Genomic DNA, 25,228 nt, shown 5'->3' with positions numbered 1-25,228 from the left:
CTTCAAGGTGGCGTACAAAGATTCCAGTGGAAAAGAACAAGCGATGTGGATTTTGGAGAAAGACGGGGTACGTGTCCCGAACAGCGAACTCGAAGCGTATTTAAAACGAACCGCTGACTACCAAGATGAGGATAAATATACTATACTAACGTTAGAAGAGTTAAACGAGAAAATCATGAAAGCCTGGCAAGATAAGACGTATTACATGGACGGAAAAGTGTATTCAGGTGCGGCAGGGAGCATCTTACAAGCTTCTGCGTATGTGGAGGACTGGGAAGGCCAACTAGCTGAATCCGGCATTATGTCGGCATTATCAGGCGTAGGCCTAGGCGCTGCGATAGCTCGTGGGAGTAAGACGTATAAGGGTGGTAGTGGGGCTGCAAAAGCTTCCCAAGTTTTCAACAAAAATATAACTGTAGATAGTATTAAAAAAAATACAGGGGCTTTCAAAGGGAAAACAGTAGATGAAATTGCAGAGTCAATGAGAAAATCGGGATATGATGTAGTTGTAGAGGAATCGTCCAAGTCACAAACAGGAGCTATGATTATCAAAGTGAAGAATGCATCTGAGAAAGAAGGAAGAAATATTTCGCAGGTACAGGTTTCACCAGGTGGAGGAAGACATGGGGATTTACCATATACTAAAATTAGTACAACAAGTGCAGATGTGGGTAAGATAAAAATTGTATATGGAGAAGAGTCTTTGTATATCTCGAATGGCGAAAAAAATGTAACAGTTGTTTTTGAAGGAGGAAGATAAAAATGATAGATATTAATGCGCCGATTGTTCCATATGAAAGTATAGGAGGAATAAAGCTATATAGTACTATTAAAGAGTTGAAAGAGATTGTTACTGGAAAGAATGTTGAAGTACAGGTGTTTAACAAAGTACGGATTATCTATACTATAGGTGATTCGTTAAAACTGTTTTTTGATCTATTGACAGGAAAGCTTTTTAAAATTGTGACGCTGGCAGGATACAAAGGGGCTCTTTTTGGCGAAATAAAAGTAGGTATGAAAAGTGAAGAATTTTTAAAGATAGAGCCGTCTTTTGTATATGACGACTTTGAGGAAGTGTATGAAACTGAAAAGGGAGTATATATTGAAACCGAGGCACGGAATGATACAGTAAGATGGATATCTATTTTTGTAAAAGAACTAGGAACGGAGGCATTTAAAAAAGGTGAATGGTAGACGTATTATATTAACAAGATTGTAATAATAAGAAATTAATCTTAATTAAATCAAAAAATAGAACTTTCACTTTCCCCTCTCGGAAAGAGATAGTGGGTTATAAAAGCTTTCCAAATTATTTTTGAAGGGAGACAAGTGAAATGATAGATGTAAATGCACCCATCATTCCATATGAAAGTATGGGGGGAGTAAAGCTATATAGTACTATCAAAGATGTGAAAGAGATAATAACTGGAAAAAATGTGGAAACAAAGGTATTTCACAATACATGGATTGTTTATAGTATAGACGATTCATTGGAATTATTTTTTGATCTATTGACAGGAAAGCTTTTTAAAATTGTAACGCTTGGAGGATATAAAGGAACTCTTTTTGGTAAAATAAAGGTAGGGATGAAGAGCGAGGAGTTTTTAAAGATAGAACCATCTTTCGTGTATGATGATTTTGAAGAAATATATGAAACTAAAAAAGGAGTATATATTGAAACTGAGGTTGTGAATGATACGGCAAAATGGATATCCATTTTTGTAAAAGAAATTGATAGTGAAAGTTTTCGTTTAGGGGAATGGTAAGACAAATCGAGAAAGGGAGCTGTTAATTTAGCTCCCTTTTAATACTATTCATCCGAATTAATCTCATCCAAATAATTCTCAAAAATGTCATCTAAGACAGTTAAAAGTACTTCCTTACTTTGCCTGTATGCGAGCTCATGCTTATCTGTGAACGCTGTATGATTATGGGAGTGTAAAGTATGTGGACGTCTAAACCTGGTAAAAAAAGTAGTTTTTAAGAGGAGTTAAAAACATGCAATGGATTATTTTAATTGGCGATGAGAACTTTAATCTTGAGGTAGTAAAGGCAATTAAATATGATAAGAAAAATAAAATGGCGGATGTAGATAGAAATAGAATCGTTGTAGACTTTGGAGAAGAACATATTTTTTATGATTATGTTGAAAATCTATTGGAAGAGTATGAAGAGGAGGAGAATAAAAATATTCCCTATAGTCACCCATATTTTATTATACTAACCTATTCTTCAGTCTCATTACTAAAGCAAATTTTTTCACAAAAGAATTTTTTGAATGATATTTATGTGGATGATGATTATGGGAGGATTATGAAAATCGAAAAATTTAAAGACGTTTTATGTAATAGTTGATGGATTCGTATAAATATGTTGCAAGCAGGGAGTTATTGATTTAATTGTTACAATAACTAAAAAAGAGAAACAAATCCTAACACAGGAAATGTTTCTCTTTTTTCACAGATTTTATTCTGCATTTGTGACAGAAAAAATGCCAATTGGTTACATCAAGTGACTTTGAAAACGAGCTATCCCACAATGGTGGTTACAATTCTTTAATAGTTGGACTAAAAAAAAGAAGCAAATCCTAATGCAGAAAATGCTTCTCTTTTTTTCAATCTATTTCTCTATCCGCCATTTTTAGTGGAAGTTCTCTTTACAAAAAATACGCCATAATAATATCGTCCACATATTCCCCGTTTATTAGAAATTCCTTCTCCAAGCGTCCTTCCACGTGAAAGTCATTTTTCGTATAGAACGAAATCGCTTTTTCATTTTTGGAAAGGACACGCAATTGGAGTTTGGTGTAACCTTCTTTTTTGGCATTTTCTTTTAGGAAGGTCATCAATTGGCTGGCGATGCCTTGTTTTTGGTAGTCTGGGTGCACGGCGATGTCGAGTGTTGCGACATGTTTGTTTGATGGCAGTGGAATCGGAGAGTGGTAGCCGAGAATGCCGACAACTTGGTCCCCGTTAACTGCCACAAATTTGTCGCCAGCAGGGTTTTTCGCTAAGTAATCAGCGGGGGAGTCAAAATGAATTTCGCTAGGTGTAGTCCCGGGTGTCCAAACTAAATGTTCCAGCGCCATCATTGACGCAGCATCTTCTTTTTTTGAATGTCTAATTTCCAAATTTTGTCACCTTCTAATTTAATTTTTTAGCATAAGAAAAAGATTTTCTTAAGGTTTTGATAAGCCCATCATTCGAGTAAAGCAGCACGTTTCCTTTGTAAAGCTTGAGCGTAAGGAAGAAAGCGAGCGCTGTTGTGAGTATTAAAATACCGAGTGAAATGAAAATGCCCGTGTTCGAAACAGAAAGTAAATCCATGCGCGCAAGCATCATCATCGGTGAGAACATCGGAATGTAGGAGCCGATAATCACGAGAATGTTGTCTGGCACGTTGCTCGCCGCAATCGAACCCCAATAGCCGAGAATCGAGAGCATCGTAAGCGGATAAATAAACTGTGCGACCGTCTCGACGTTTGGTACCATCGACCCGACCATCGCGGATAAAATAATATAAAGCAGTAAACCAAACAAAATAAAGAGCAAGTTTAGGATTAAATAGTAGGTTGGGAATGCCGCTAATTGATCTAAAATGTTTTGCACAACATCCGTGTTTTTCATCACGAGCATAACGGAAACCGAAACCACAATGTAAAAGCCAATTTGCGTGAGAAGCATTAAAATAATCGCAGTGAGCTTAGCGAGCAAATGCGTTGTCGCAGAAACGCTCGACAAAATGACTTCCATGATGCGCGTCCCTTTTTCAGTTGCAATTTCAGACGCCACAATATTCGCGTAACTGACAACAAAAATAAAGATGACGAGGGTTAAAACTAAAATGGCGGCGCTCATCACTTCTTTTTGTTTATTCGTCAGCTGGTCAGTTGATTCAACATGATTTTTGACGGGCACAGGAGCAGTAATGTCTTGTAGCTGGGCTTCCGTAATCTTGTAATTTTCTGCCTTTGTAGCAACCTTTGCAGCAGTTAAGTCGGTCGTAATACGTGCAAGCACCTCTTGACCGGCCGTTTCTTCAGTAGTGTATACGGCTGAAACTTGCCCGTTTGTATCCGTAATCGTGAGATAGCCGTCTAGTTTGCCATTTGAAAGAGCCTTCTTCGCTGCGTCTTCCGTCTTAACATCGGTTTGTACTTTAAAATAATCCTTATCTTTTTGAAAAGCCGAAACAAAAGCTTCGTTATCACTTAAAACCGCAATTTTAGTCATATCATCACTATTAAAATAATCCATAATTTTTGGCAAGCCGACAATAAAAGCGGCGATTAAAATGGGAAACAACAGTGAAAAGAGAAAAGACTTCGTTTTGACGCGCCGCTTATAAACTTGCTTCGTGATGACCGAAAACTTACTCATTTTCTTCACCCGCTTTCCATTTGAAAATTTCTTCGAGCGTTGGCGGCTCCAAGCTAAACATTGGAATAAAGCCGTCTTTTGTCACATGTTCGAAAACCGCTTTTGCAAACGATTCATCGGCTAATTCAAGCTGTAAAATACCGTCGCGTTTCGCTTCGACTTGCTTAACACCAGGCAAAACCTGTAACTCTTCTTTTGAAAAAGGAGATTTTAAGCGAATCCTTTTACTTCCAAAACTAAGCTTCACCGAATCCGTATCACCGTGTAAGACCGTTTTCCCTTTTTTCAGCATGATTAATGAATCGCAGAGTTCTTCGACATTTTCCATGCGATGACTTGAAAAAATAATGGCCGTCCCGCGCGCCTTCATTTCAAAAACAATGCTTTTAAGAATTTCAGCATTTACAGGATCAAGTCCACTAAAGGGTTCGTCTAAAATAAGCAATTTGGGGTTGTGTAAAACAGTACTTATGAGCTGGATTTTTTGCTGATTTCCTTTAGACAATGTCTTCACCAAATCACTTTTCTTACCGACGACTTCTGCTCGTTCCAACCAGCGATCAATTTCTGGTAGAACATTTTTTTTGCTCATTCCTTTTAGTTCAGCAAAAAAAAGCAACTGGTCTTCAATTGTAACGTTCGGATAAAGTCCACGCTCTTCAGGCAGGTAGCCAATTAAATTAGGATTTATTTTAGTAGTTGGTTGCCCGTCCCAAGTAATTTGCCCACTTGTTGCTTCTATAAAATGCAAAACAAGTCGGAAAGTCGTCGTTTTGCCGGCCCCGTTTTGGCCAATTAAACCAAGTATTTCGCCAGGTTCGATTTTAAAAGATAAGTCATCAACAGCTATCTTCTGACCAAATTGTTTTGTAACATGCTGTAATTCGAGTGACATTTGCTCTCCTCCTTTTTTTTCTACACATTCTATTCTACCAAAAAAATGCAGAATTGCTTGCGTAAATTTACGGATAATGTAAATTTTTTCCTTTTATAGTGAAAAGATTGATTTAAAAATGAGCGAATAATTCGATATGATAACAGTATCTCAAAATATTTTTATTTTTTTAAAGAAGAAGGTAGTTATATGAGGAAAAAATTAACTTTCGTTGCAGACGAAATTTATGCAGAATTAAAAAAAGATATTTTGAACCATAAGTTCAAGCGAGAAGAAAAGATTTCAGTGGAATACGTCATGCGCAGATTTAATGTTTGCCGACCTTTTGCGATGGATGCACTTGAAAATTTAGTGGAAACTGGCTTGCTTAGCTTTGATTACAAGATACTTACAACTGACTATGCAGATTTTCGCCTAATATCAAGGCTAAAAATGACTTTTTATAATTTAAATTATGCTGTTCAAAAATTAGAAGAAAAAGATGTTCCCGTTTGTTTTGATTGTTTAAAACAGGAACTTATGAAAATTAAACTAGCTGTTCGCGAACAAAATTTTGATGTTCTAACAAGTGGAATCCGTAATTTTTACGGCTGCATGATCGAGCATACAGAAATGCCCAGTCTAGAAAAAAATACGGATTATTTAATTGCTCTTTTAATCTCTTTAGAAAAGGAAGATAGGCAGGCGTTTTTTAATGTGCAAGCACGCGGCATAATCGACTACTTGGACACGCTAATTGATTCACTCGATAAGCGAGAATTTGAAAAATGTCATCAAACGCTCAATCAATTTTATGTGCATAACGTAAATTTACTTTTTGGTTCATAAAAAATAGTTTGGAACAAAATTTAACGTTGTTCCAAACTATTTTTTTAATTTCCCATCTTAAAATCGTCATTCGTCAATTCGAATTCCCCTTTTAAGCCGGATGTAATATAGACTTTTTTATCTTTGCTTACAAAAATGGCTTCTACACCATCGTGCGATTCAATGAATTTAAGTCCTTCTTTAATGCCTTTTGAGAAAGCTGCAGAGGAGAGGCCATCACCAGTAATTGATTTTTTACTAATAATGGAAACACCCGCAATATCATTATCGAACGGATAACCCGTTTTAGGATCAAATAAATGGTGGTATTTTTTGCCATCTACTTCTAAATAGCGCTCGTAAATCCCGGAAGTAACAATCGATTTATTTTGTTCAGGCACTTTGCCGAGAATCGTATTGCGTGGGGAGAAGGGGTCTTGAATCCCAACATTCCAATCGCCACCTTTAGGACTTTCTCCTTGAAGTAAAATATTTCCGCCTAAATCAATGATGGCCGTTGTGACGCCATTTTCTTTAAACACTTTTCCAACTTCATCAGCGATAAACCCTTTGGCGATACCACCTAAATCAAGTTCCATACCTTTTTCTTTTAAATAAACCGTTTTATCGTCCTCATTTAGTTCTACATTTTTATAGTTGATAAGCGGTAATTTAGCATCGATTTCGCTTTGAGACGGCTTTCTCGCGTCTGGAAAACCAATATGCCAAAGAGAAGTAATCGGGCCGATTGTAATATCTTTCGTACCATTTGTTTGATCACTATATTTAATGCCTTCTTTTATGAGGTAGAAAATATCATCATCAACTTTAACGGGTGCAACACCGCTTTGTTCGTTGATTTTATCAATTTCAGATGCTCTTTCTTGTTCATCATTTACATCAATTTTATTTGCGAGTTCGCGAACGCGGTCAAATCCTTTATCTAAAACAGCTTCTTTTCCATCATCATATATTGTAAGCGTTACAACGGTCCCCATCAGGAACTCCGTTTTCGTGTACGGATTAGAAGCTAAATGGCGCTCTGCTTGACTCGTTTCGCTTTTTGCCTCTTTCGGAGCTTCCCCGCAACTAGACAAGAGAAGAACTGAGCAAGCCGCAATACTAACAAGCAATCTTCTTTTTTTCATTATGTCACCTCGAATTTTTTCCTACGCTATTAATGTAACTTGTTAAACAAATGAAGTCAATAAGGCTAGTGGACTACTTTTTAATCCGGAAATAACCCCGTTCATAAATAAAAGTCGCAAGGAAAATCGTCCCCAAACCAAGTAAGCACCCAGCGAGAACATCACTCGGATAATGCACCGATAAGTACACCCGAGAAATCATCACCAGTATCACGAAAAAGCCAAATAGAAGTGGCACAATAACCTTACTGCTTTTTTTCTTTAGGTAAAAAAGAATAAGTAAGATGGCTAAAAACCCGTAGAAAGTCGTGGAGCCTGTCGCATGACCACTTGGGAAACTGTAGCCGGAAATAGGAATTAGCGGTTCATCTGGCCGCGGACGTAAAGTGATATGTTTAAAAATTTGTGGCAGCAAAAGCTCACCGAAAAAAAATGTCGCACCCGTCCAGACCGCAATTTTCACGCCTAATTTGCGCCACACAATGATAACCGTAATAAGAGAGAAAATAATCATAGCTACAGTGCCACCAAATTGTGTAAGTATTGTAAAGAATTGGGTTTTTACATCTGTCATGTTTCCTTGAACAAGAGGGATAAGCGCATCATCCAGCTTTGAGATGAAAGAGAGTTGAAACATCACACCAATCCATAGAAAAAGAAAAAGTAAGTAGCAAATAATACTAATCATTAAAAACGAATATTTTTGAGTAGCTTTGTTAGCCATCATATTCACCTCGCCCTTTTTTGTTTTATAGTAAGAAAAAAGGATGAAAGAAAAATCTTTCATCCTTGATGAGCCATGATGGGCTCGAACCATCGACCCTCTGATTAAAAGTCAGATGCTCTACCAACTGAGCTAATGGCTCAAAAATGGCTGGGCTAGCTGGATTCGAACCAGCGCATGACGGAATCAAAATCCGTTGCCTTACCGCTTGGCTATAGCCCATTACTGGTGGAGGAGAGTGGATTCGAACCACTGAACCCTAAGGAACGGATTTACAGTCCGTCGCGTTTAGCCACTTCGCTACTCCTCCAAATATTAAGATGCCGACTGCAGGAATTGAACCCGCAACCTACTGATTACGATTCAGTTGCTCTACCAGATTGAGCTAAGTCGGCGTAAGCACATCTGAACGTTGAGGCAACACATATCAGTCTCTTTTAAAATTTCAGATGTAAACACAACTTCCATTAAAAGTTACTTCATCATAATATAACATTTTCTTAAATAAAGCTAGTTTTAAGAAATAAGTATTACGATGACCCGTACGGGATTCGAACCCGTGTTACCGCCGTGAAAGGGCGGTGTCTTAACCGCTTGACCAACGGGCCAAAAATAAAAAGTAATTTTACAGCCAAAATCTATTATATAAACACTTTATAGATTTGTAAATACCTAAAATAAAGTTTCACTTTTCTGAAAATAAAAATACGTTTTCTTATTGAAAAGAGGGTATTAATCTATAAATTTGATTGCAATATGGGCACTTTATTAGGAAGAATAAAAAAACTCGTTACTTCTATGGCTAGCTATGCTATAATTTGTCATATTGTTTTTTGCTTATTTTAAATTAAACTAAAAAAGGTAGGGAATATCATGGCTTCGCCTCTTAAAAGATTATTAATTGGGCGCCCGCTTAAAAGTTCAGAAGCAGGGGAACAAAAATTAGGGAAATTAAAAGCACTCGCAGTTTTATCATCAGATGCACTTTCATCTATTGCTTATGGGACAGAACAAATTTTGCTTGTTCTTGTTACCGTCAGTGCAGCGGCAATGTGGTATTCACTTCCAATCGCACTTTGTGTACTTATCTTATTACTAGCGTTAAATTTATCCTACAAACAAATCATTTATTCCTACCCTCACGGGGGCGGGGCGTATGTTGTTTCAAGAGAAAATTTAGGGAAAAATGCTGGCTTAGTGGCCGGAGGTTCACTCCTTGTCGATTATATGTTAACGGTCGCTGTAAGTGTATCTTCTGGTACCGATGCAATCATATCGGCAATCCCTTCTTTATTTCCTTTTGCGGTTCCAATTGCTATTGTATTAGTCATTATCGTGACAATCATTAATTTACGTGGGATTACAGAATCCGCGAGCATATTAGCAATTCCCGTTTACTTATTTGTTTTTTCTATTGTCGTTTTAATATTTACGGGACTATTTAAACTAATAATGGGTGTTGATGCCACTCACGAAACAGCATCCGTCGGGACACACGTTCAAGGTGTTACCGTATTCTTGTTACTACGAGCTTTTGCATCAGGTTCTGCCTCTTTGACAGGTATCGAAGCCATTTCAAATGCAGTACCTCTATTTAAAAAGCCGCAAGCTAAAAATGCAGCGAAGACTTTGACGATTATGGCTTCATTATTAGGTTTTTTCTTTTTAGGAATTACCTTGCTTGCCTTTATGTACGGAACAGTACCCGAACTTAAGGTGACAGTGCTATCTCAAATCGCTGAAAATGTTTTCGGACGTAATTTCATGTTTTACTTTATTCAAGCAACTACTGCGCTCATTTTAGTACTCGCAGCAAACACCGGTTTTTCAGCTTTCCCGCTGCTTGCTTTTAATTTGGCTAAGGATAAATACATGCCAAGAATGTATTTAGCGCGTGGTGATCGTTTAGGTTATTCGAACGGGATTATCACGCTTGCAGTTGGCTCCATCGTGTTGATCATTTTATTTAAAGGAAAAACTGAATTACTTGTGCCATTATATTCTGTCGGGGTGTTTATTCCGTTTACATTATCGCAATCGGGCATGATTGTAAAATGGTGGAAAGAAAAGTCAGAAGGTTGGAAGAAAAAACTTGCAGCGAATCTGCTCGGAGCAGTCATTTCATTTACTGTTTTAATTGTGCTCTTTCTAACACGAATTGAATCTGTTTGGCCGGTTTTCATTTTCTTGCCAATCATGATTTATGTATTCCACAGGACGAGAAGGCATTATGTGAAGCTTGGTCCGCAACTTAGAGTCGATGAGTCGATGGATCTTGATATGCCTGACTTTAAAGGAAATGCCGTTATTATTGCAGTTTCAGATACGACAAGAGTTGTAGAAGGGGCATTAAAATATGCGAAATCAATTGGAGACACAGTCATAGCGGTTCATGTATCTGTGGACCGTGTACAAGGGAAGGAGTTTGTTGAAAGGTGGAATCGGGTTCATCCCGAAGTTAGAATTGCCCACTTATATTCAACATATAGGTCCATCTCCGAACCGCTGATGAAGTTTATTGATACCGCAAAACAAAAAGCGGATCAGGATAATTATTCATTAACTGTGCTCATTCCGCAGTTTATTCCTAAAAAAGGCTGGGAGAATGTTCTGCATAATCAGACAAGCCTTATGATACGAACGAAGCTTATGATGAAACGCGATGTCGTTGTTGCTACGTATCCATACCATTTGAAGGAATAGTTTTTCTTCGGGGGAAAGAAAAAGTAATTTGTGGAACAGCTATAGAATAACAACTTCTTTTGGCTTTGTAAAAAGCAGGAAATCCCGTTTTTAAAATGACATTCGTTCGAAAATCCTCTTTTTGTCTTAACAAAAAGAGGATTTTTTGTAGCCTTATATACAATGAAATACAAAATTGGGCATTTAGTAACAATTTGGTTTTACAAAAAGATAACAATTGTATCATTTTGATGTCGTAAACAAAGTTAGCTTGTAAGGAAGTTGAAAAGCGTGTTATTGTCCCATTTGTCGAAAAAAAAGCGCAAACTTGACAAATTTGTGACGTTTTGAAAAACCCTTGAAAAATGCCATTTATCGGAGTATACTAAAGTTGTAAGTGAGAGATTTTCACAAAGTTATGAAAGTAGGGGTGCGTTGAATGTCGGAACAGGATATTAGATATTTTGTATTACCAGCTTGTATCATTTTTATTCTTGGTATTGCGGCTATGAATAGCGTGGCTTCCCCGCTACTAAACTTTTTTATTGTGGCACTCATCTCATGTATAGCAGGCGTTATTATAGGTACAACGCATCAGTTGTGTAAACTTGTCGCAGAAAACGTGCGTACATATCGCGCGAAAGAGTCACCCAAGAAGAAAATGGGGACACAGTACAACAAGGCCTAACGGATTACTTTTGCCTGAATACTTCGGTTTGTAGAAAAATTATAAGATAAATTAAAGTCAGATTGCTGTTAAAAGTTATTTATCAGTAGTCTGATATTTTTTATTTTCTTGTCCTAATCGGAAAAAATGATACAATTAAAGTACAAGATTTGAATTGGAAGGGGATTTTGATGGCCACATTAGCAGATGTCGCAAAAAAAGCGAATGTCTCAAAAATGACAGTTTCGCGCGTTATCAATCATCCTGATCAAGTTTCTGATGAATTAAAAACCCTTGTTTTTAAAGCGATGAAAGAGCTTGACTACGTACCTAACTTTGCTGCAAGAGCACTTGTACAAAACCGGACGCAGGTGATAAAATTTTTGATTTTAGAAGAAATTGATACGGTTGAGCCATACTACATGAATTTACTGACGGGGATTAGCAGGGAGTTAGATAAGCATTTTTATTCCTTACAGCTCGTTACACGAAAATCCAAAAATATCGGTTCTTACGATGGCTTGATTGTGACAGGTATTCGAAACGAGGATTTTGATTTAGGCGTGTTAGATATTGAAAAGCCTGTCATTTTGTATGGGGAAAATACGCGTGGTTATGATTTTATCGATGTGGATAATAAAAAAGGAACGCGACTTGCAACGGAACATGTTATCAATTTAGGCTTTAAACGTATCGTTTTTTTAGGGATTGATTTATTAGAAGAACAATTTATGGTTTCACGTTTGGCGGGGTTTGAAGAAACGATGCGCCGGCATGGGCTCACTCCAGAATCCTATTTTTTAAAAAACAGTTCACGTGTGGCAGAGCAGAAAGGGATTGATTTGCTCCGCTACAACTCCAATGATATTGCGTATGTTTGCGCTTCTGACCGAATTGCAATCGGAGTCGTTCGAGCAGGACTGAGTTTTGGACGGAAATTTGGTGAGAATTTTGCGGTCACTGGTTTTGACGGTGTTTTCTTAGATCGTATTTCTTCGCCGCATATTACGACTGTTCAATCGCCTGTTATTGAGATGGGGGAGGAACTGGCGCGCATGCTTCTTCGGAAAATAAATGACGCCGGAGCTCCTCAAGATAATATCTTATTCGAACCGCAATTAATCGTCCGCGGTTCAACTACCGGGGCAGAACAATCTTTCTACTAGGCTATTTAATGCTCTTAACGTTTAGTTCTCGAGCTAGAGGTTAAGAGTATTTTTTTGTTTAAAAATGTGAATTTACTCTGGCTACTATTAATAAGCTTTTAGAATATCTCATGTGATTTTAAGTAAAGTCAAAGCGCGTTATCAATTTTATTCTTTATAATGAAGTTATCTAAAATAGAGGATTTAGCAGTTAAACTTCGGCAACTAAATATAGGAGGCAAATAAACCGGATGAAAAAAAGATATTATCTTGGATTAGTATTTTTTTGCACAACGAGTTTAGTAGCCCTTCCAATTGCGAATCAAGTTTCCGCGGAGACATCTCATGCAGAAAATATAATTCAGACTACGAGCGAAACTGAAAAAACTAATCTTCTAGAAAACACTGAATTTATGAATACAACAGGGTGGACAGGTTGGCGAAAAGAAGGGGAAGACAAGGTAAAACAAAGCTTTATTGGTATTAACTTTAACCAAGACGGCTCTATGAAAATGATTCCAGAAACATTGCGAAAGGATGGGGTTTATGAAAATCATCATTTGCAGCAAACTTTTGAGACAGAGCCAGGAAAAGTATATGAATTAAAGGCTGACGCCGAGAATATAAATATTCAATTTGTCGATGGTGGAATTTATGCACCCAATACGACGCCAACTATTATTCCACAAGAAACGAAAGACGGTAAAATTCAATTTAGAGCTATGTCGGAAGAAACAACGATTAATATCACTACTGAAGGGACAGGGAGCTCATTGGAAGGTACGGTATCAAATTTAAGTGTAACCCGAGCAGACGTGGCGCCTATAACTGTCAATCCGGTGAATAGCAGTAGTACTGAAATAACTGGAACTGGTGAACCAGGTGAAACGGTGATACTCACACCAGCACCTAGCTCTAAAGAAACCTTTTCAAGTGAATATGCAGAAATGGAGTCATGGCAAAAATCAAGTCAATCGGAAGCGAGAGCAACCGTTGATGAAAGTGGTCATTTTTCGATGATGCTACCATCGAAACTCCCGGCAAATTTTAGCTTTTATGTTAATTATGCAGCGTTTAGTGATGATGGAAGTGTTACCCCGCTAGATGTAAATGGCGATGGTTCGGTTGAGACATCTCCTCTAGTGACGGTTATTCAAAACGAAGCCCCTGTTATTTCAGGTGTAGAGGATGAAACAGTAGCTTCTGGAAGCGAAATCAACTTGAAAGAGAATGTGACAGCTTATGATAAAGAAGATGGTGATTTGACGGACAAAATTGAGATTAGCGAAGCTGTCGATACCTCAAAAGCAGGAGATTATGTCGTCCAATATAAAGTCTCAGATAATGATAAGAATGTGACAACGGCAACGAGTGAAGTTCATGTTGTAGATTCGGCTCAGGCGGATAAAGAAGGTTCTAAGCCAGAAGAGGTAACCGAAGAGAATTCGAAAAAGCAAGCGACCTATTCCAGTGAAAATACAAGCCCAAATAATGAAAGCCCCCTAAGTGATAGCGATGCGCAGGAGGAAACAAACCTTACATTACCTCAAACGGGTGACGACAAGGAAGGCGCTTATGTTTTGGCAGGAGCTGCATTTGTCTACGGTGCGTGGAAGCTTTCTAGAAGAAAATTATAGTATACGAAATACGCCTACCTTTTATTTAAAAAGTTAGGTGTATTTTTTTGTTACCGTTAACGAGGAAAAAAAGATTGCGAGCGGTTACATTGTTTGCTAACGTTGGGGTAGAAAATAAAAAGGAGGACGTATTAGTGGAAAAAGCTGCAATTTATCATCAACCGGCAAGTCACTATGCATTTAGTTATGATGGTTTTGATTTACATATCCGCATTCGGGCAAAAAAGGACGATATTAAAAAGGTTACGCTAATTTGTGCAGATCCGTATGATTATGAAAACGAGAAATGGATGAGCGAGCGCCTTGAAATGAAAAAAATCGCCACGACGGAAGAGCACGACTATTTTGCTTTTGTATTAAAACCGGAGCGTAGACGTGTGCAATATGGTTTTATTCTAGAGGATTTCGAAGGAGATACAATATTTTACGGCGGACGTGGTTTTTTTGAAGATACGCTCGTTAATTTGAACACGATGGACTATTATTTTAAATTTCCATTCATTCATGAGGTGGATACTTTTAAAGCGCCGGAGTGGGTTAAAAACACTATCTGGTACCAAATTTTCCCAGAACGGTTTGCAAACGGAGAGCCAAGTTTATCACCAGAAAATGCACTTCCTTGGGGCAGTAAGGACCCAAGCACGACCGACTTTTTTGGCGGTGATTTAGTGGGGATAATCGAGCACTTAGATTATTTGGAAAATCTCGGAATTAACGGGATTTATATGACGCCGATTTTTGAGGCGCCTACGAATCACAAGTACGATACACTCGACTATATGAAAATTGATCCGCATTTTGGCGATAAAGAAACGTTCAGAAAGCTCGTTGATGAAGCGCATAAACGCGGGATAAAAGTGATGCTTGATGCTGTCTTTAACCACATTGGGGATACGAGTGAAATGTGGCAAGATGTCGTTCAAAATGAGGAGAAATCGCGCTATAAAGACTGGTTCCACGTGCATAGTTTTCCAGTTCGTTACGGAGAAAATGGGAATGTGGAGAATGCGACGTCGATTTCATATGATACCTTCGCCTTTACTACACACATGCCAAAATTAAATACGAGTCATCCAGACGTGCAAAAATACTTACTTGATATTGCGGCTTACTGGATTCGTGAGTTTGATATTGACGGCTGGCGCCTTGATGTTGCGAACGAAGTCGACCATGCTTTTTGGAAAAAATTCCGCCAAGTGGTGCGAAACGAAAAAGAAGATGTGTATATTTTAGGTGAAATTTGGCATGATTCGTGGATTTGGTTACTTGGCGATGAATTTGATGCGGTGATGAACTATCCGTTCACACAAACAATTATTGAAAACTTTATTGAAAATAAAATTTCGCCTGAGAAGATGGTTGCAAGTATTAATGAGCAATATATGCGCTATCCGAAACAAGTGAGCGAAGTCATGTTTAATATGCTTGACAGTCATGATACGGCGCGAATTTTAACGCGAGCAGATGGAAATAAAGATAAAGTAAAACAGGCACTTGCGTTCATGTTTGCCCACACAGGTTCACCGTGCATTTATTACGGAACGGAAATCGGCATGGACGGCGCGAACGATCCGCTGTGCAGAAAATGTATGGTTTGGGAAGAAGCGCAACAAGATTTAGAGATGTTGGCCTTTACAAAACGGTTAATTGCGATTCGAAAAGAGTATCAAGCACTCATTTCACGCGGCGAACTGATTTGGGATATTAGTCGTGTTCAGGAAGGCTTGGTTATTTTTAAACGCGAACTAGACGGAGAAGCGCTCACCTTTATTTTTAACCAAGCAAAAGAAGAGAAAGCAGTGCGCGTGGAAGCGGGCGTTGACGTTTTTCACGATGAGAAGTTGGGTGCGGAAGTTATCGTGCCAAAAGAAGGTTTCCGGATTGTGAAATAGGAAGCAGGTTTTGGAAACGAGTTTGCGTATTTTTCACAAATAAGTTTCCGAAATTCTGTTATCGGTAACATGAAAATTTGTGTTGAAAACGTTTTCTTGAAGAGGATATAATACATGTAAGGTTAACCTAGTTTTACAAAGAAGCGTCAAACTGATTTTTTAAATTTGAGGAGGAAAAGGTAATGGATTTGAAAAAGAAACTTGGTGTTTTAGGACTGGCAACTGGTCTTGTTCTAAGTCTAGCAGCATGTGGCGGGGGAGCATCTGATGATAAAGCAAGTGGTGGGGATACGAAAACATTAACTGTTTCAGTTGATAGCGGCTACAAAAAATATATAGACTCGATAAAAGGCGATTTTGAGAAAGAAAATGATGCGAAAATCAAAATTGTTGAAAAAGATATGTTTGAACAATTAGAGGCGCTGCCACTTGATGGGCCAGCTGGAACGGCACCAGACGTTATGATGTCTGCTTATGACCGAATCGGGGGACTTGGACAACAAGGGCACTTGGCGGAAGTGAAACTAGGAAATAAAGATCAATATGATGAAAAAGATGCAAAACAAGTCACAATAGACGGAAAAATATACGGAGCACCAGCGATTATTGAAACGGTTGTGCTTTATTATAATAAAGACTTGTTAGATAAGGCGCCTGAAACATTTGGCGATTTAGAAAACATCTCGAAAGACGCGCGATTTGATTTTAGTTCAGAAAAAGGTAAAAATATTGGTTTCTTAGCGAAATGGACTGATTTCTACTTCTCTTATGGACTTTTAGCTGGATACGGTGGCTATGTTTTTGGTGATGATGGTACGAATCCACAAGATATTGGTTTAAATAATAAAGGCTCTGTAGAAGGTATTACTTACGCTACGAAATGGTTCCAAGATGTATGGCCAAAAGGAATGCAAGATAATAAGAGTGCCGATGACTTTATTCAAGACCAATTTGTTAAAGGGAAAACAGCGGCAATCATTGGTGGTCCTTGGTCGGCAGCAAACTACAAAGAAGCGAAATTAAATTACGGGGTTGCTAAAATTCCAACGCTTCCAAATGGCAAAGAATACTCGCCGTTTGCAGGTGGTAAAGGCTGGGTGATTAGCAACTACTCGAAAAACAAAGATTTAGCACAAAAATTCTTAGATTATGTAACAAATGAAAAAAATCAATCTACACTTTATGATTTAACAAATGAAGTACCAGCAAATACTGCGGCAAGAAAAGCTGCTCTTGATAAAAATGATGAATTAACCAATGCAGTTATCGAACAATATGAAAATGCGCAACCTATGCCAAATATTCCAGAGATGGCTGAAGTTTGGACAGGGGCAGAAAACTTAATGTTTGATGCAGCTTCTGGCAAGAAAACACCTCAAAAATCAGCAGATGATGCTGTAAAAGTAATTGAAGATAACATTTCACAAAAATACACGAAATAAAATGACGTCTGGGAAAGCTGCCACGCTTTCCCAGACGGACTATAAAGAAGTGAGAGGGTCACAAAATGGATATCGAACAAAAGGAAATAAAAAATGTCCGTAAAGCGACTTTGTTATCAATCATTCCCGGTCTAGGCCAGTTTTATAATAAGCAAAATTTTAAAGGAATCATCTTTTTACTTATTTTCGTTTTGTTTGTCATAGAGCTTGTCATGTTCGGTTTTCGAGCTTTATATAATTTGATTACGCTTGGATCTATTCCTGGTGTCGATCATTCGCTCTTTCTCTTGATTGAAGGCACGTTGCAACTCATTATCACAATGATTTTTATTGGCTTTTACATACTTAATTTATACGATGCAAATCGAGTAGCCAAACAGTGGAACCTCGGTGAAAGTGTCAATGTTAGCACAAAAGCCATCTTAAAAAATATGGTGGATAAAGGCTTTCCATATCTCTTTACGATGCCAGCTTATATTGTGATGACATTTGTTATCATTTTCCCCGTACTAGTTACACTTTTCATGGCATTCACGAATTACGATTTTTACCATATCCCACCAGCGAATCTAATCGACTGGGTAGGGTTTAAAAACTTCTTTAATATTTTCTTCTTGAGCGCTTACCGCGACACATTCCTAAGCGTGTTCTCATGGACGATTGTTTGGACACTTTGTGCGACCACGTTACAAATCGTGATAGGTGTATTCACCGCAATCGTTGCCAACCAAAGCTTTATTAAAGGAAAACGCCTTTTTGGTGTTATCTTCCTGTTACCATGGGCGGTTCCGGCTTTCATTACGATTATGAGTTTTTCAAACATGTTTAATGACAGCATTGGCGCGATTAATTCGCAAGTCATTCCGCTACTCAATCATTTGCCATTTGTTGATATTGGCGCCATTTCATGGAAGACGGATCCATTTTGGACAAAGGTAGCCCTCATTTCTATCCAAGGATGGCTCGGTTTCCCGTACATTTACGTGATGGTGACAGGCGTCTTGCAAGCCATTCCGGGCGAGCTCTACGAAGCGGCGCGAATTGACGGCGCAAGCGCGATGGCGCGTTTTAGAAAGATTACGCTGCCGATGATTTTATTTGTCACGGCACCCGTTTTTATTACGCAGTACACGTTTAATTTTAACAATTTCTCAATTATATACCTCTTTAATGAAGGGGGACCAGGCAGTGTCGGTGGTGGTGCCGGCTCGACCGATATTTTAATTTCATGGATTTACAAACTTACGACGGGGACGTCCCCGCAATATGCACTGGCAGCGGCTGTGACGCTTATTATTTCAGCGATTGTCATCGGGGTTTCCATGATTGCCTTTAAGAAAACCAATGCATTCGGAAATGAGGAGATGATGTAATGAAAGCATTTTTTAAAGATCAACGCACAACGAACTTTTTAACGAAGTTTTTCACGTATTTGTTTTTACTCGCGCTTTCTGTCGTTATCCTTTATCCAATCTTGATTACAGCATCCTCAGCGTTTAAACCGGGCAACATTGCGGCCTTCTCACTCGAATGGTCGGACGACTGGACGCTAAATAATTTTGTGCGTCTGTTTAATGAAACACTTTACCTCGATTGGTATAAAAACACGCTAATTATTGCGACGTTCACAATGATTTTGCAGGTTACAATCGTCACATTTGCCGGCTACACGTATAGCAGATACCGTTTTAAAGGGCGTAAAAACAGCCTCGTATTCTTTTTAATCATTCAAATGGTGCCAACAATGGCGGCGCTAACTGCTTTTTACGTGCTAGCGATGCTCCTTGGGGCGCTTGATCACTACTGGTTCCTAACGCTTATTTATATCGGCGGCGGGATTCCGATGAACACGTGGCTCATGAAAGGCTACTTCGACACCGTCCCGCGCGATTTGGACGAATCGGCAAAACTAGACGGGGCCGGGCATTTCCGGATTTTCGGGCAAATTATTTTGCCGCTCGTAAGGCCGATGATTGCCGTCCAAGCGCTGTGGGCATTCATGGGACCGTTTGGCGACTTCCTACTCGCGAAATTTTTACTACGCACGCCAGAAAACTTAACGATTGCGGTCGGTTTGCAAAGCTTCATTTCAAACCCACAGCAACAAAAAGTGGCGCTGTTCGCGGCCGGAGCCATACTTGCGGCACTGCCAATTTGTCTCCTTTTCTTCTTCTTGCAAAAAAACTTTGTTTCTGGTTTGACGGCAGGCGGTACGAAAGGGTAATCATTTTTTGAAAGGAGTCCTAAAATGAAAAAGCAAACCTTCCCGGAACTATATTTTCCAAATATTTGGAGCCCTAAGCGGATTTTTGCAGCCCGAAAAAACCTTTCGTGGTTGAAAATGATTTTTTGCTTCATTTTGCTGAATGCGCTACTTCTGATACCAATTTCGCTCCACCAAGCGAAGCAAAATGACTTTGAAATTCTGAAATGGACGAGCGGTTTAGATGCGCTTGCGACAAATCAGGCGGCTAGTCAGTTTGACGGGCTTAAAATTGCAGACGGAAAACTAGTGAATGCAAGCGAAATGATTTTTCAAGACGACGCTTCTGTGTCTGGCGTTTTCGTCCCAAAAGAAACGTTTGATACGGCTAAAAATGCCATTTCATTTGGTGAAACCCGTTTAGACTTAAAAGATGCGTCAGGCTACCAGTTTTCCTTAGCCTATCCGGAATCTGGCGTCGTGACAAACTTGGAAGAGTTTATTAACACGACTTGGTACGCGCAGTACAAACCGATAGTATTTCTAGGAATGGTTTTCGTTTTAGGAACGCTAACGCTCGTGAGCTCGCTCATGCTCGTACTTTTTAGTGCCATTTGCTTGGCGCTCACGAAAAAGAGCTCTTTTTCAAAAATCAATTCGTTTAAAGAAGCGATGAATTTATCACTGAATGCAATTGGGCTACCAACGCTCATCGCGACCATTTTCGGTTTCATTTATTTTGATATTACAGTAATGATTGGGATTCAGTCACTCGGTGCGGTCTTACTCATTGCAATGACATTTTTAAAAACCCGTTTTTACAAAGAAGATGTGAGGTTAGTTTAGGAGGATTTAGCATGAGGCAACGATTATTCGAGATAGACGCATGGAAACTGAAAACGAAAGAATTAAATAAAGAACAAAAACGTTTGCAGGAAAGTTTAACATCGATTGGAAATGGCTACATGGGCATGCGTGGCAATTTTGAAGAAGGGTATTCAGGCGACACACACCAAGGCACTTATATTGCAGGTGTTTGGTTCCCAGATAAAACGCGCGTCGGTTGGTGGAAAAACGGTTATCCAGATTATTTCGGAAAAGTTATTAACGCACTTAATTTTATCGGCATTGAAGTGCTAATTGATGGGGAGAAACTGGATTTATACACGGATACATTAATCGATTTTGATATGACACTTGATATGCAAAAAGGGATTTTGACGCGGCAATTCACCGTACTAAAAAATGAGAAGCGCTACGAAATTCGCGCCACTCGATTTTTGAGCATTCAAACGCGCGAACTCGCGGTTATAACGTACACGGTTACAGCACTAGACGGCGACGCAGAACTTGTTTTAGCGCCATTTTTAGACGGAGAAGTCCACAATGAAGATGCCAACTATGACGAAATGTTTTGGGAAGCTGTCCATGTGACGGAAAATTCGTTAACCACACGGACTATCCCAAATGCATTTGATACGGAACGTTTTACGATTCATGCGTTGATGGAAAATAAAATTTCGGGTAAAGTTTTGGCGGAAACAGAACACTCAAGCGCGCTTTATACCGAAAAAAGGTTTAAGGTTTTAGCGAAGCAGAATGTAGCCGTCACCCTTGAAAAGCGTGTGATCATCACAACTTCGCGGGATACAACTGACTTGGAGCAACGCGCGCAAGCAATTCTAGCGAGCCAAGCGGCGAAAACGTTTGAAAATCTGTTCGATGAGCAAGTCGCAGCATGGGGCGAACGTTGGAATAAAGCCGATGTGGTGATATCGGGAGACGATTCTGTGCAACAAGGAATTCGTTTCAACATTTTCCAATTGTTTTCCACATACTACGGCGAAGATGCCCGTTTAAACATCGGTCCAAAAGGCTTCACAGGAGAAAAATACGGTGGTGCAACGTATTGGGACACAGAAGCGTTTGCGCTCCCAATGTATTTGGCACTAACGAGCGAAGAAGTGCCGCGCAACCTTCTGAAATACCGTTTTAACCAACTCGAACAAGCGAAACAAAACGCGCGAAAAATCGGTTTAGACGGCGCACTCTATCCGATGGTCACCTTCACCGGAATTGAATGCCACAACGAATGGGAAATCACATTCGAAGAAATCCATCGAAACGGCACAATTGCGTACGCGATATACAACTATGTGACCTATACGGGAGACAAAAACTATCTCGCCGAATACGGCCTTGACGTTTTAGTTGAAATTAGCCGCTTCTTTGCAGATCGTGTTCACCTATCCGACCGTTTAAGCAAATATATGATTCACGGCGTGACCGGACCAAATGAATATGAAAATAACGTCAACAATAACTGGTTCACCAACTACATGGCAAGTTGGACGCTACAATTTACGTTGCAACACGTAGATGCAGAAGCGGCAGAGCGCCTGCATATTAGCAAGCAAGAACTTGAAAAATGGCAAGACATCGTCAAACGCATGTATTTCCCGTACGATGAAAAGTGGCAAATCTTTATTCAACATGACACCTTCCTAGACAAGGAACTACGCGCAACCGACACGCTCAAAGATACCGATCTGCCTTTAAATCAAAATTGGTCTTGGGATAAAATCTTGCGCTCCTGCTTTATCAAGCAGGCGGACGTGCTACAAGGCATATACTATTTCCCGAATCAATTTGATTTCGACACCAAACAGCGCAACTTCGAGTTTTATGAGCCGCTAACCGTCCATGAATCTAGCTTGTCGCCGGCGATTCACGCCGTCCTCGCGTCTGAAATTGGCAAGTACGACAAAGCCGTCGAAATGTACGAACGGACAGCGCGCCTCGATTTAGATAACTACAACAACGACACAGAAGACGGCCTGCACATCACTTCAATGGCCGGCAGCTGGCTCGCCATCGTACAAGGATTTGCGGGCATGCGCACAACGCAAGAAAAACTAGAATTCGCTCCTTTCTTGCCAAAAACATGGAATGATTATGCCTTCAAAATTAATTACCGCCATACACTCGTTCAAGTTCGCGTAGAAAAGGACCAAGTAACCTTAAAACTCCTTGCGGGAGATGAAATTCCAGTTTTCGTTTACGGTGTTCAATACTTGCTCACATCTACAACAGAATTAAAAGTCGCATACCAATAAGAAAAAAGCTTTGCTAGAAATCTGGCAAAGCTTTTTTCTTATAAAAATCTTTAACAAACTGCCTTTTTGATTTCTTTTTATGGCTGTATACTTATGCTATAATGAAACTTATGAAAGAACAGTGTTCGAACTGTTGATAAAAACTAGCACAGATACTAAGTTGCTGTAGTAATGGAGGCGAAAAGATGAGCTTTGCGAACATTCCACTTTTACAATATTTAGCTAACATTGTAGATATACTTGTTGTTTGGTTTGTCATTTATAAATTAATTATGCTTGTCCGCGGAACAAAAGCGGTACAGCTTCTAAAAGGTATTTTTATTATCATCGTTGTGAAAGTGGCAAGTAGCTTCCTGCATTTGCAAACGGTTGAATGGATTACCGATCAAGCGTTAACATGGGGTTTTCTTGCGATTATCATTATTTTTCAACCGGAATTACGTCGCGCGCTTGAATCACTCGGGCGGGGGAATATTTTTATCCGACTCGGTTCGAGAATCGAGAAAGAGCAACACAATTTGGTTGACTCCATTATGAAATCAACGAAATACATGGCAAGGCGCCGAATCGGCGCGCTCATTTCCATTGCGAAAGATACGGGCATGGAAGATTATATTGAAACAGGGATACCGCTTCATGCGAATATTTCTTCCCAACTTTTAATCAATATTTTTATTCCGAATACGCCGCTTCATGACGGTGCAGTCATCATTCGTGGAAATGAAATTGCTTCTGCGGCAAGTTACTTGCCGCTATCTGATAGCCCCTTTTTATCCAAAGAGCTTGGAACAAGACACCGGGCAGCACTTGGAATTAGTGAGGTAACGGACAGTTTAACGATTGTCGTGTCGGAGGAAACGGGTGGCATTTCTGTAACGAAAAATGGCGAATTGTTCCGTGAAGTGTCAGAGGAACGGCTACAAGAAATTTTGGAAAAAGAATTAGTGACGCAAGTGGAAGCGAAAAAATCCTTCTTTTCACGTTTGAAAGGGGGGCATAAAAAATGATGGATCGCATTTTAAATAATAAATGGTCAATTCGTATTCTTTCACTCGTTTTAGCCGCCATTTTATTTACGTCGGTTACGTCTGAAAATAATGCGGGCGATGGCTCTTTTCAAACGGCTTCTCAGATGGATACGGAAACAATTCAAAATGTTCCAGTTGAGGTTTATTACGACAAAGAAAACCTGTATGTTTCTGGCGTGCCAGACACGGTAACAGTAACGCTTTCTGGACCTAGAAGTATCGTGCAAAATGCGCGCGCACAACAAGATTTTAAAGTATACGCCGATCTAAGAAATGCCAAAATTGGTGAACAAACGGTGGAATTCCAAGTGAAAGATATTTCGGAACGCTTAAAAGTGACAATTAGTCCTGAATCTGCGAAAGTCAATGTCCAAGAAAAAGTAACGAAGAAATTTTCTGTTGAGGCAGAGATTGGTAACTCGGTCATTGCAGACGGCTATGAGGCAGGTACACCAAAAGTAGATCCAGGCAAAGTGTCCATTACAGGGGCAAAAGATACGATTGAACAAATTGCTTACGTGAAAGCAAACGTTGAGACAAGTTCAGCGCATAAGGAAGACTTTACAGCGAAAGCTACGGTTTCTGCTTTTGACAATAATTTAAACAAACTAGATGTTGAAATTAGTCCTGAAAAAGTAGATGTTTCAGTTCCGGTAGAAAAAGTTGGTAAATCGGTGCCGCTAAAAATTAATCAAACCGGGACGCCTAGTGAGGACATTACGATTTCGAGCATAACGCCTGAAACGAAGGAAGTCGTGGTCGAAGGTGATGCAGATGTGCTCGCTAAAATTGATGAAATTAGTGTGAATGTAAATGTAAGTAACATTACGGCGGATACGGTACAAGAAGTGACAATTCCTGTTCCAAATGGTGCGAAATCTGTTCAACCGCAGACTGTCGAGGTGCGAATTAAGACGGTAAAAAAGTCGAATGATGATTCAAACGCTAATCAAAATGAGCCAGATTCAAATGATGACAATCCAAACTCAGATGACGGAACAGACGGGGATCAAACGGTTTCAAAGACTTTCCAGAGTTTAGACGTCTTTACAAGAGGTTTACCGTCCACGTACACGGCACAAATGATTACGCCAACTAATGGAAAAGTTAACGTAACTTTAAGCGGTCCGAGAAGTACCATCAATCAAATTAGTGCATCAAGTATTACCGCAGTAGCGGATTTATCTAACGCAAAAGAAGGCGAATATAGCACTAGAATTCAAGTGAATAATCTGCCTAATAAAGTGAGTTATAAACTTTCGGTAAGCACTGCTGACTTTTTAATTAAGCTAAAAGAAACGGCTGCTGTAAGCTGACAAATGGCATCTAAAGCTATGTTTTTCTTGAGAAGATGAAATTTTTAACAAAAAAAGGTATAATAGAACTTGCATTGTCTTTTGCATAGAAATGAAATAATTGACGAATGGAGCAGAAATCAATCTGCTGCTAGAAATGTAATCCAA

The 25,228-nt window shown here is 39.3% G+C and carries 21 protein-coding genes, 5 tRNA genes and 1 pseudogene; 17 read left to right on the top strand and 10 right to left on the bottom strand.

Annotated elements, in window-relative coordinates; translation table 11 throughout:
• The 4 genes and pseudogenes from BN1609_RS12625 to BN1609_RS12610 all read left to right on the top strand — a co-directional run.
• Positions 1–760: pseudogene (locus BN1609_RS12625) on the top strand (hypothetical protein); the annotation flags it as partial.
• Between the two features lie 2 nt (positions 761–762).
• Positions 763–1,194, top strand: a complete 432-nt coding sequence (locus BN1609_RS12620) for a hypothetical protein (RefSeq protein WP_088810942.1) — start codon at positions 763–765, stop codon at positions 1,192–1,194.
• Positions 1,195–1,334: 140 nt separating this feature from the next.
• Positions 1,335–1,766, top strand: a complete 432-nt coding sequence (locus BN1609_RS12615) for a hypothetical protein (RefSeq protein ID WP_088810943.1) — start codon at positions 1,335–1,337, stop codon at positions 1,764–1,766.
• Between the two features lie 232 nt (positions 1,767–1,998).
• Positions 1,999–2,355, top strand: a complete 357-nt coding sequence (locus BN1609_RS12610) for a hypothetical protein (protein ID WP_088816398.1) — start codon at positions 1,999–2,001, stop codon at positions 2,353–2,355.
• A gap of 301 nt (positions 2,356–2,656) precedes the next feature.
• Here the strand turns inward: BN1609_RS12610 and BN1609_RS12605 are convergent, their stop codons facing one another.
• From BN1609_RS12605 to BN1609_RS12595, 3 genes are read right to left on the bottom strand one after another with little or no spacing between them, the layout of a single operon-like run.
• The gene (locus BN1609_RS12605; RefSeq protein ID WP_088825932.1) at positions 2,657–3,130 is read right to left on the bottom strand and encodes a GNAT family N-acetyltransferase; all 474 of its coding nucleotides are present in this window, start codon (positions 3,128–3,130) and stop codon (positions 2,657–2,659) included.
• A 13-nt stretch (positions 3,131–3,143) separates the two neighbouring features.
• Positions 3,144–4,379: an ABC transporter permease gene (locus BN1609_RS12600; RefSeq protein WP_088810946.1), complete on the bottom strand. Its 1,236-nt coding sequence runs from the start codon at positions 4,377–4,379 to the stop codon at positions 3,144–3,146.
• Positions 4,372–5,274 carry an ABC transporter ATP-binding protein gene (locus BN1609_RS12595; protein WP_088810947.1) on the bottom strand — a complete coding sequence of 301 codons (903 nt, stop codon included), beginning with the start codon at positions 5,272–5,274 and terminating at the stop codon, positions 4,372–4,374. Before BN1609_RS12595 ends, BN1609_RS12600 begins: the two co-directional genes overlap by 8 nt.
• A 189-nt stretch (positions 5,275–5,463) precedes the next feature.
• On the opposite strand from BN1609_RS12595, the gene BN1609_RS12590 reads away from it, so the two are divergent.
• On the top strand, positions 5,464–6,102 hold the full coding sequence (locus tag BN1609_RS12590; RefSeq protein WP_088810948.1) for a GntR family transcriptional regulator: 639 nt from the start codon (positions 5,464–5,466) through the stop codon (positions 6,100–6,102).
• Between the two features lie 44 nt (positions 6,103–6,146).
• On the opposite strand, the gene BN1609_RS12585 is transcribed toward BN1609_RS12590, so the two are convergent.
• From BN1609_RS12585 to BN1609_RS12555, 7 genes are all read right to left on the bottom strand, one after another.
• Entirely contained in the window at positions 6,147–7,229 is a 1,083-nt protein-coding gene (locus BN1609_RS12585; RefSeq protein WP_088816396.1) for an FAD:protein FMN transferase, read from the bottom strand.
• Positions 7,230–7,302: 73 nt separating this feature from the next.
• Complete coding sequence (locus tag BN1609_RS12580; RefSeq protein WP_159458309.1) at positions 7,303–7,956, bottom strand: phosphatase PAP2 family protein; 654 nt, start codon at positions 7,954–7,956, stop codon at positions 7,303–7,305.
• Between the two features lie 66 nt (positions 7,957–8,022).
• Positions 8,023–8,095 (bottom strand) — tRNA-Lys (locus tag BN1609_RS12575).
• Between the two features lie 5 nt (positions 8,096–8,100).
• A tRNA-Gln gene (locus BN1609_RS12570) sits at positions 8,101–8,175 on the bottom strand.
• Positions 8,176–8,179: 4 nt separating this feature from the next.
• A tRNA-Tyr gene (locus tag BN1609_RS12565) sits at positions 8,180–8,263 on the bottom strand.
• An 11-nt stretch (positions 8,264–8,274) separates the two neighbouring features.
• Positions 8,275–8,348, bottom strand: a tRNA-Thr gene (locus BN1609_RS12560).
• Between the two features lie 141 nt (positions 8,349–8,489).
• Positions 8,490–8,561 (bottom strand) — tRNA-Glu (locus BN1609_RS12555).
• A 265-nt stretch (positions 8,562–8,826) separates the two neighbouring features.
• Here BN1609_RS12555 and BN1609_RS12550 point away from each other — a divergent pair.
• The 12 genes from BN1609_RS12550 to BN1609_RS12495 all read left to right on the top strand — a co-directional run bounded on the left by BN1609_RS12550 (position 8,827) and on the right by BN1609_RS12495 (position 25,081).
• Positions 8,827–10,656, top strand: coding sequence for an APC family permease (locus BN1609_RS12550; RefSeq protein WP_088810951.1), 1,830 nt, complete (start codon positions 8,827–8,829; stop codon positions 10,654–10,656).
• Positions 10,657–11,074: 418 nt separating this feature from the next.
• Positions 11,075–11,323: a hypothetical protein gene (locus BN1609_RS12545; protein ID WP_088810952.1), complete on the top strand. Its 249-nt coding sequence runs from the start codon at positions 11,075–11,077 to the stop codon at positions 11,321–11,323.
• Between the two features lie 170 nt (positions 11,324–11,493).
• Positions 11,494–12,468, top strand: a complete 975-nt coding sequence (locus BN1609_RS12540) for a LacI family DNA-binding transcriptional regulator (protein ID WP_088810953.1) — start codon at positions 11,494–11,496, stop codon at positions 12,466–12,468.
• 230 nt (positions 12,469–12,698) lie between these two features.
• Entirely contained in the window at positions 12,699–14,084 is a 1,386-nt protein-coding gene (locus BN1609_RS14195; protein ID WP_088810954.1) for an immunoglobulin-like domain-containing protein, read from the top strand.
• Between the two features lie 134 nt (positions 14,085–14,218).
• Entirely contained in the window at positions 14,219–15,976 is a 1,758-nt protein-coding gene (locus tag BN1609_RS12530) for a glycoside hydrolase family 13 protein (RefSeq protein WP_088810955.1), read from the top strand.
• Between the two features lie 182 nt (positions 15,977–16,158).
• Complete coding sequence (locus tag BN1609_RS12525; protein ID WP_088810956.1) at positions 16,159–17,418, top strand: extracellular solute-binding protein; 1,260 nt, start codon at positions 16,159–16,161, stop codon at positions 17,416–17,418.
• 65 nt (positions 17,419–17,483) lie between these two features.
• Positions 17,484–18,791: a sugar ABC transporter permease gene (locus BN1609_RS12520; protein ID WP_088810957.1), complete on the top strand. Its 1,308-nt coding sequence runs from the start codon at positions 17,484–17,486 to the stop codon at positions 18,789–18,791.
• On the top strand, positions 18,791–19,642 hold the full coding sequence (locus BN1609_RS12515) for a sugar ABC transporter permease (protein ID WP_088810958.1): 852 nt from the start codon (positions 18,791–18,793) through the stop codon (positions 19,640–19,642). Before BN1609_RS12520 ends, BN1609_RS12515 begins: the two co-directional genes overlap by 1 nt.
• A 24-nt stretch (positions 19,643–19,666) precedes the next feature.
• Positions 19,667–20,467, top strand: coding sequence for a DUF1189 family protein (locus tag BN1609_RS12510; protein WP_088810959.1), 801 nt, complete (start codon positions 19,667–19,669; stop codon positions 20,465–20,467).
• An 11-nt stretch (positions 20,468–20,478) separates the two neighbouring features.
• Entirely contained in the window at positions 20,479–22,737 is a 2,259-nt protein-coding gene (locus tag BN1609_RS12505) for a glycoside hydrolase family 65 protein (RefSeq protein ID WP_088810960.1), read from the top strand.
• A gap of 185 nt (positions 22,738–22,922) precedes the next feature.
• On the top strand, positions 22,923–23,744 hold the full coding sequence (gene cdaA, locus BN1609_RS12500) for a diadenylate cyclase CdaA (RefSeq protein WP_088810961.1): 822 nt from the start codon (positions 22,923–22,925) through the stop codon (positions 23,742–23,744).
• On the top strand, positions 23,741–25,081 hold the full coding sequence (locus tag BN1609_RS12495) for a YbbR-like domain-containing protein (RefSeq protein ID WP_088810962.1): 1,341 nt from the start codon (positions 23,741–23,743) through the stop codon (positions 25,079–25,081). The genes cdaA and BN1609_RS12495 overlap by 4 nt, the downstream gene beginning before the upstream one ends.
• Positions 25,082–25,228: the final 147 nt, after the last annotated feature.

It is taken from the genome of Listeria sp. ILCC797 (assembly GCF_900186185.1).
Classification (GTDB): Bacteria; Bacillota; Bacilli; order Lactobacillales; family Listeriaceae; genus Listeria; species Listeria goaensis.
This window is presented reverse-complemented; position numbering and strand designations above follow the sequence as displayed.

Coding starts and splice junctions, on each gene's coding strand:
- BN1609_RS12520 (WP_088810957.1), top strand. CDS start 17,484: ATGGATATCGAACAAAAGGAAATAAAAAATGTCCGTAAAGCGACTTTG.
- BN1609_RS12515 (WP_088810958.1), top strand. CDS start 18,791: ATGAAAGCATTTTTTAAAGATCAACGCACAACGAACTTTTTAACGAAG.
- BN1609_RS12550 (WP_088810951.1), top strand. CDS start 8,827: ATGGCTTCGCCTCTTAAAAGATTATTAATTGGGCGCCCGCTTAAAAGT.
- BN1609_RS12595 (WP_088810947.1), bottom strand. CDS start 5,274: ATGTCACTCGAATTACAGCATGTTACAAAACAATTTGGTCAGAAGATA.
- BN1609_RS14195 (WP_088810954.1), top strand. CDS start 12,699: ATGAAAAAAAGATATTATCTTGGATTAGTATTTTTTTGCACAACGAGT.
- BN1609_RS12495 (WP_088810962.1), top strand. CDS start 23,741: ATGATGGATCGCATTTTAAATAATAAATGGTCAATTCGTATTCTTTCA.
- BN1609_RS12580 (WP_159458309.1), bottom strand. CDS start 7,956: ATGATGGCTAACAAAGCTACTCAAAAATATTCGTTTTTAATGATTAGT.
- BN1609_RS12545 (WP_088810952.1), top strand. CDS start 11,075: ATGTCGGAACAGGATATTAGATATTTTGTATTACCAGCTTGTATCATT.
- BN1609_RS12585 (WP_088816396.1), bottom strand. CDS start 7,229: ATGAAAAAAAGAAGATTGCTTGTTAGTATTGCGGCTTGCTCAGTTCTT.
- BN1609_RS12505 (WP_088810960.1), top strand. CDS start 20,479: ATGAGGCAACGATTATTCGAGATAGACGCATGGAAACTGAAAACGAAA.
- BN1609_RS12620 (WP_088810942.1), top strand. CDS start 763: ATGATAGATATTAATGCGCCGATTGTTCCATATGAAAGTATAGGAGGA.
- BN1609_RS12610 (WP_088816398.1), top strand. CDS start 1,999: ATGCAATGGATTATTTTAATTGGCGATGAGAACTTTAATCTTGAGGTA.
- BN1609_RS12600 (WP_088810946.1), bottom strand. CDS start 4,379: ATGAGTAAGTTTTCGGTCATCACGAAGCAAGTTTATAAGCGGCGCGTC.
- BN1609_RS12510 (WP_088810959.1), top strand. CDS start 19,667: ATGAAAAAGCAAACCTTCCCGGAACTATATTTTCCAAATATTTGGAGC.
- BN1609_RS12590 (WP_088810948.1), top strand. CDS start 5,464: ATGAGGAAAAAATTAACTTTCGTTGCAGACGAAATTTATGCAGAATTA.
- BN1609_RS12525 (WP_088810956.1), top strand. CDS start 16,159: ATGGATTTGAAAAAGAAACTTGGTGTTTTAGGACTGGCAACTGGTCTT.
- BN1609_RS12540 (WP_088810953.1), top strand. CDS start 11,494: ATGGCCACATTAGCAGATGTCGCAAAAAAAGCGAATGTCTCAAAAATG.
- cdaA (WP_088810961.1), top strand. CDS start 22,923: ATGAGCTTTGCGAACATTCCACTTTTACAATATTTAGCTAACATTGTA.
- BN1609_RS12615 (WP_088810943.1), top strand. CDS start 1,335: ATGATAGATGTAAATGCACCCATCATTCCATATGAAAGTATGGGGGGA.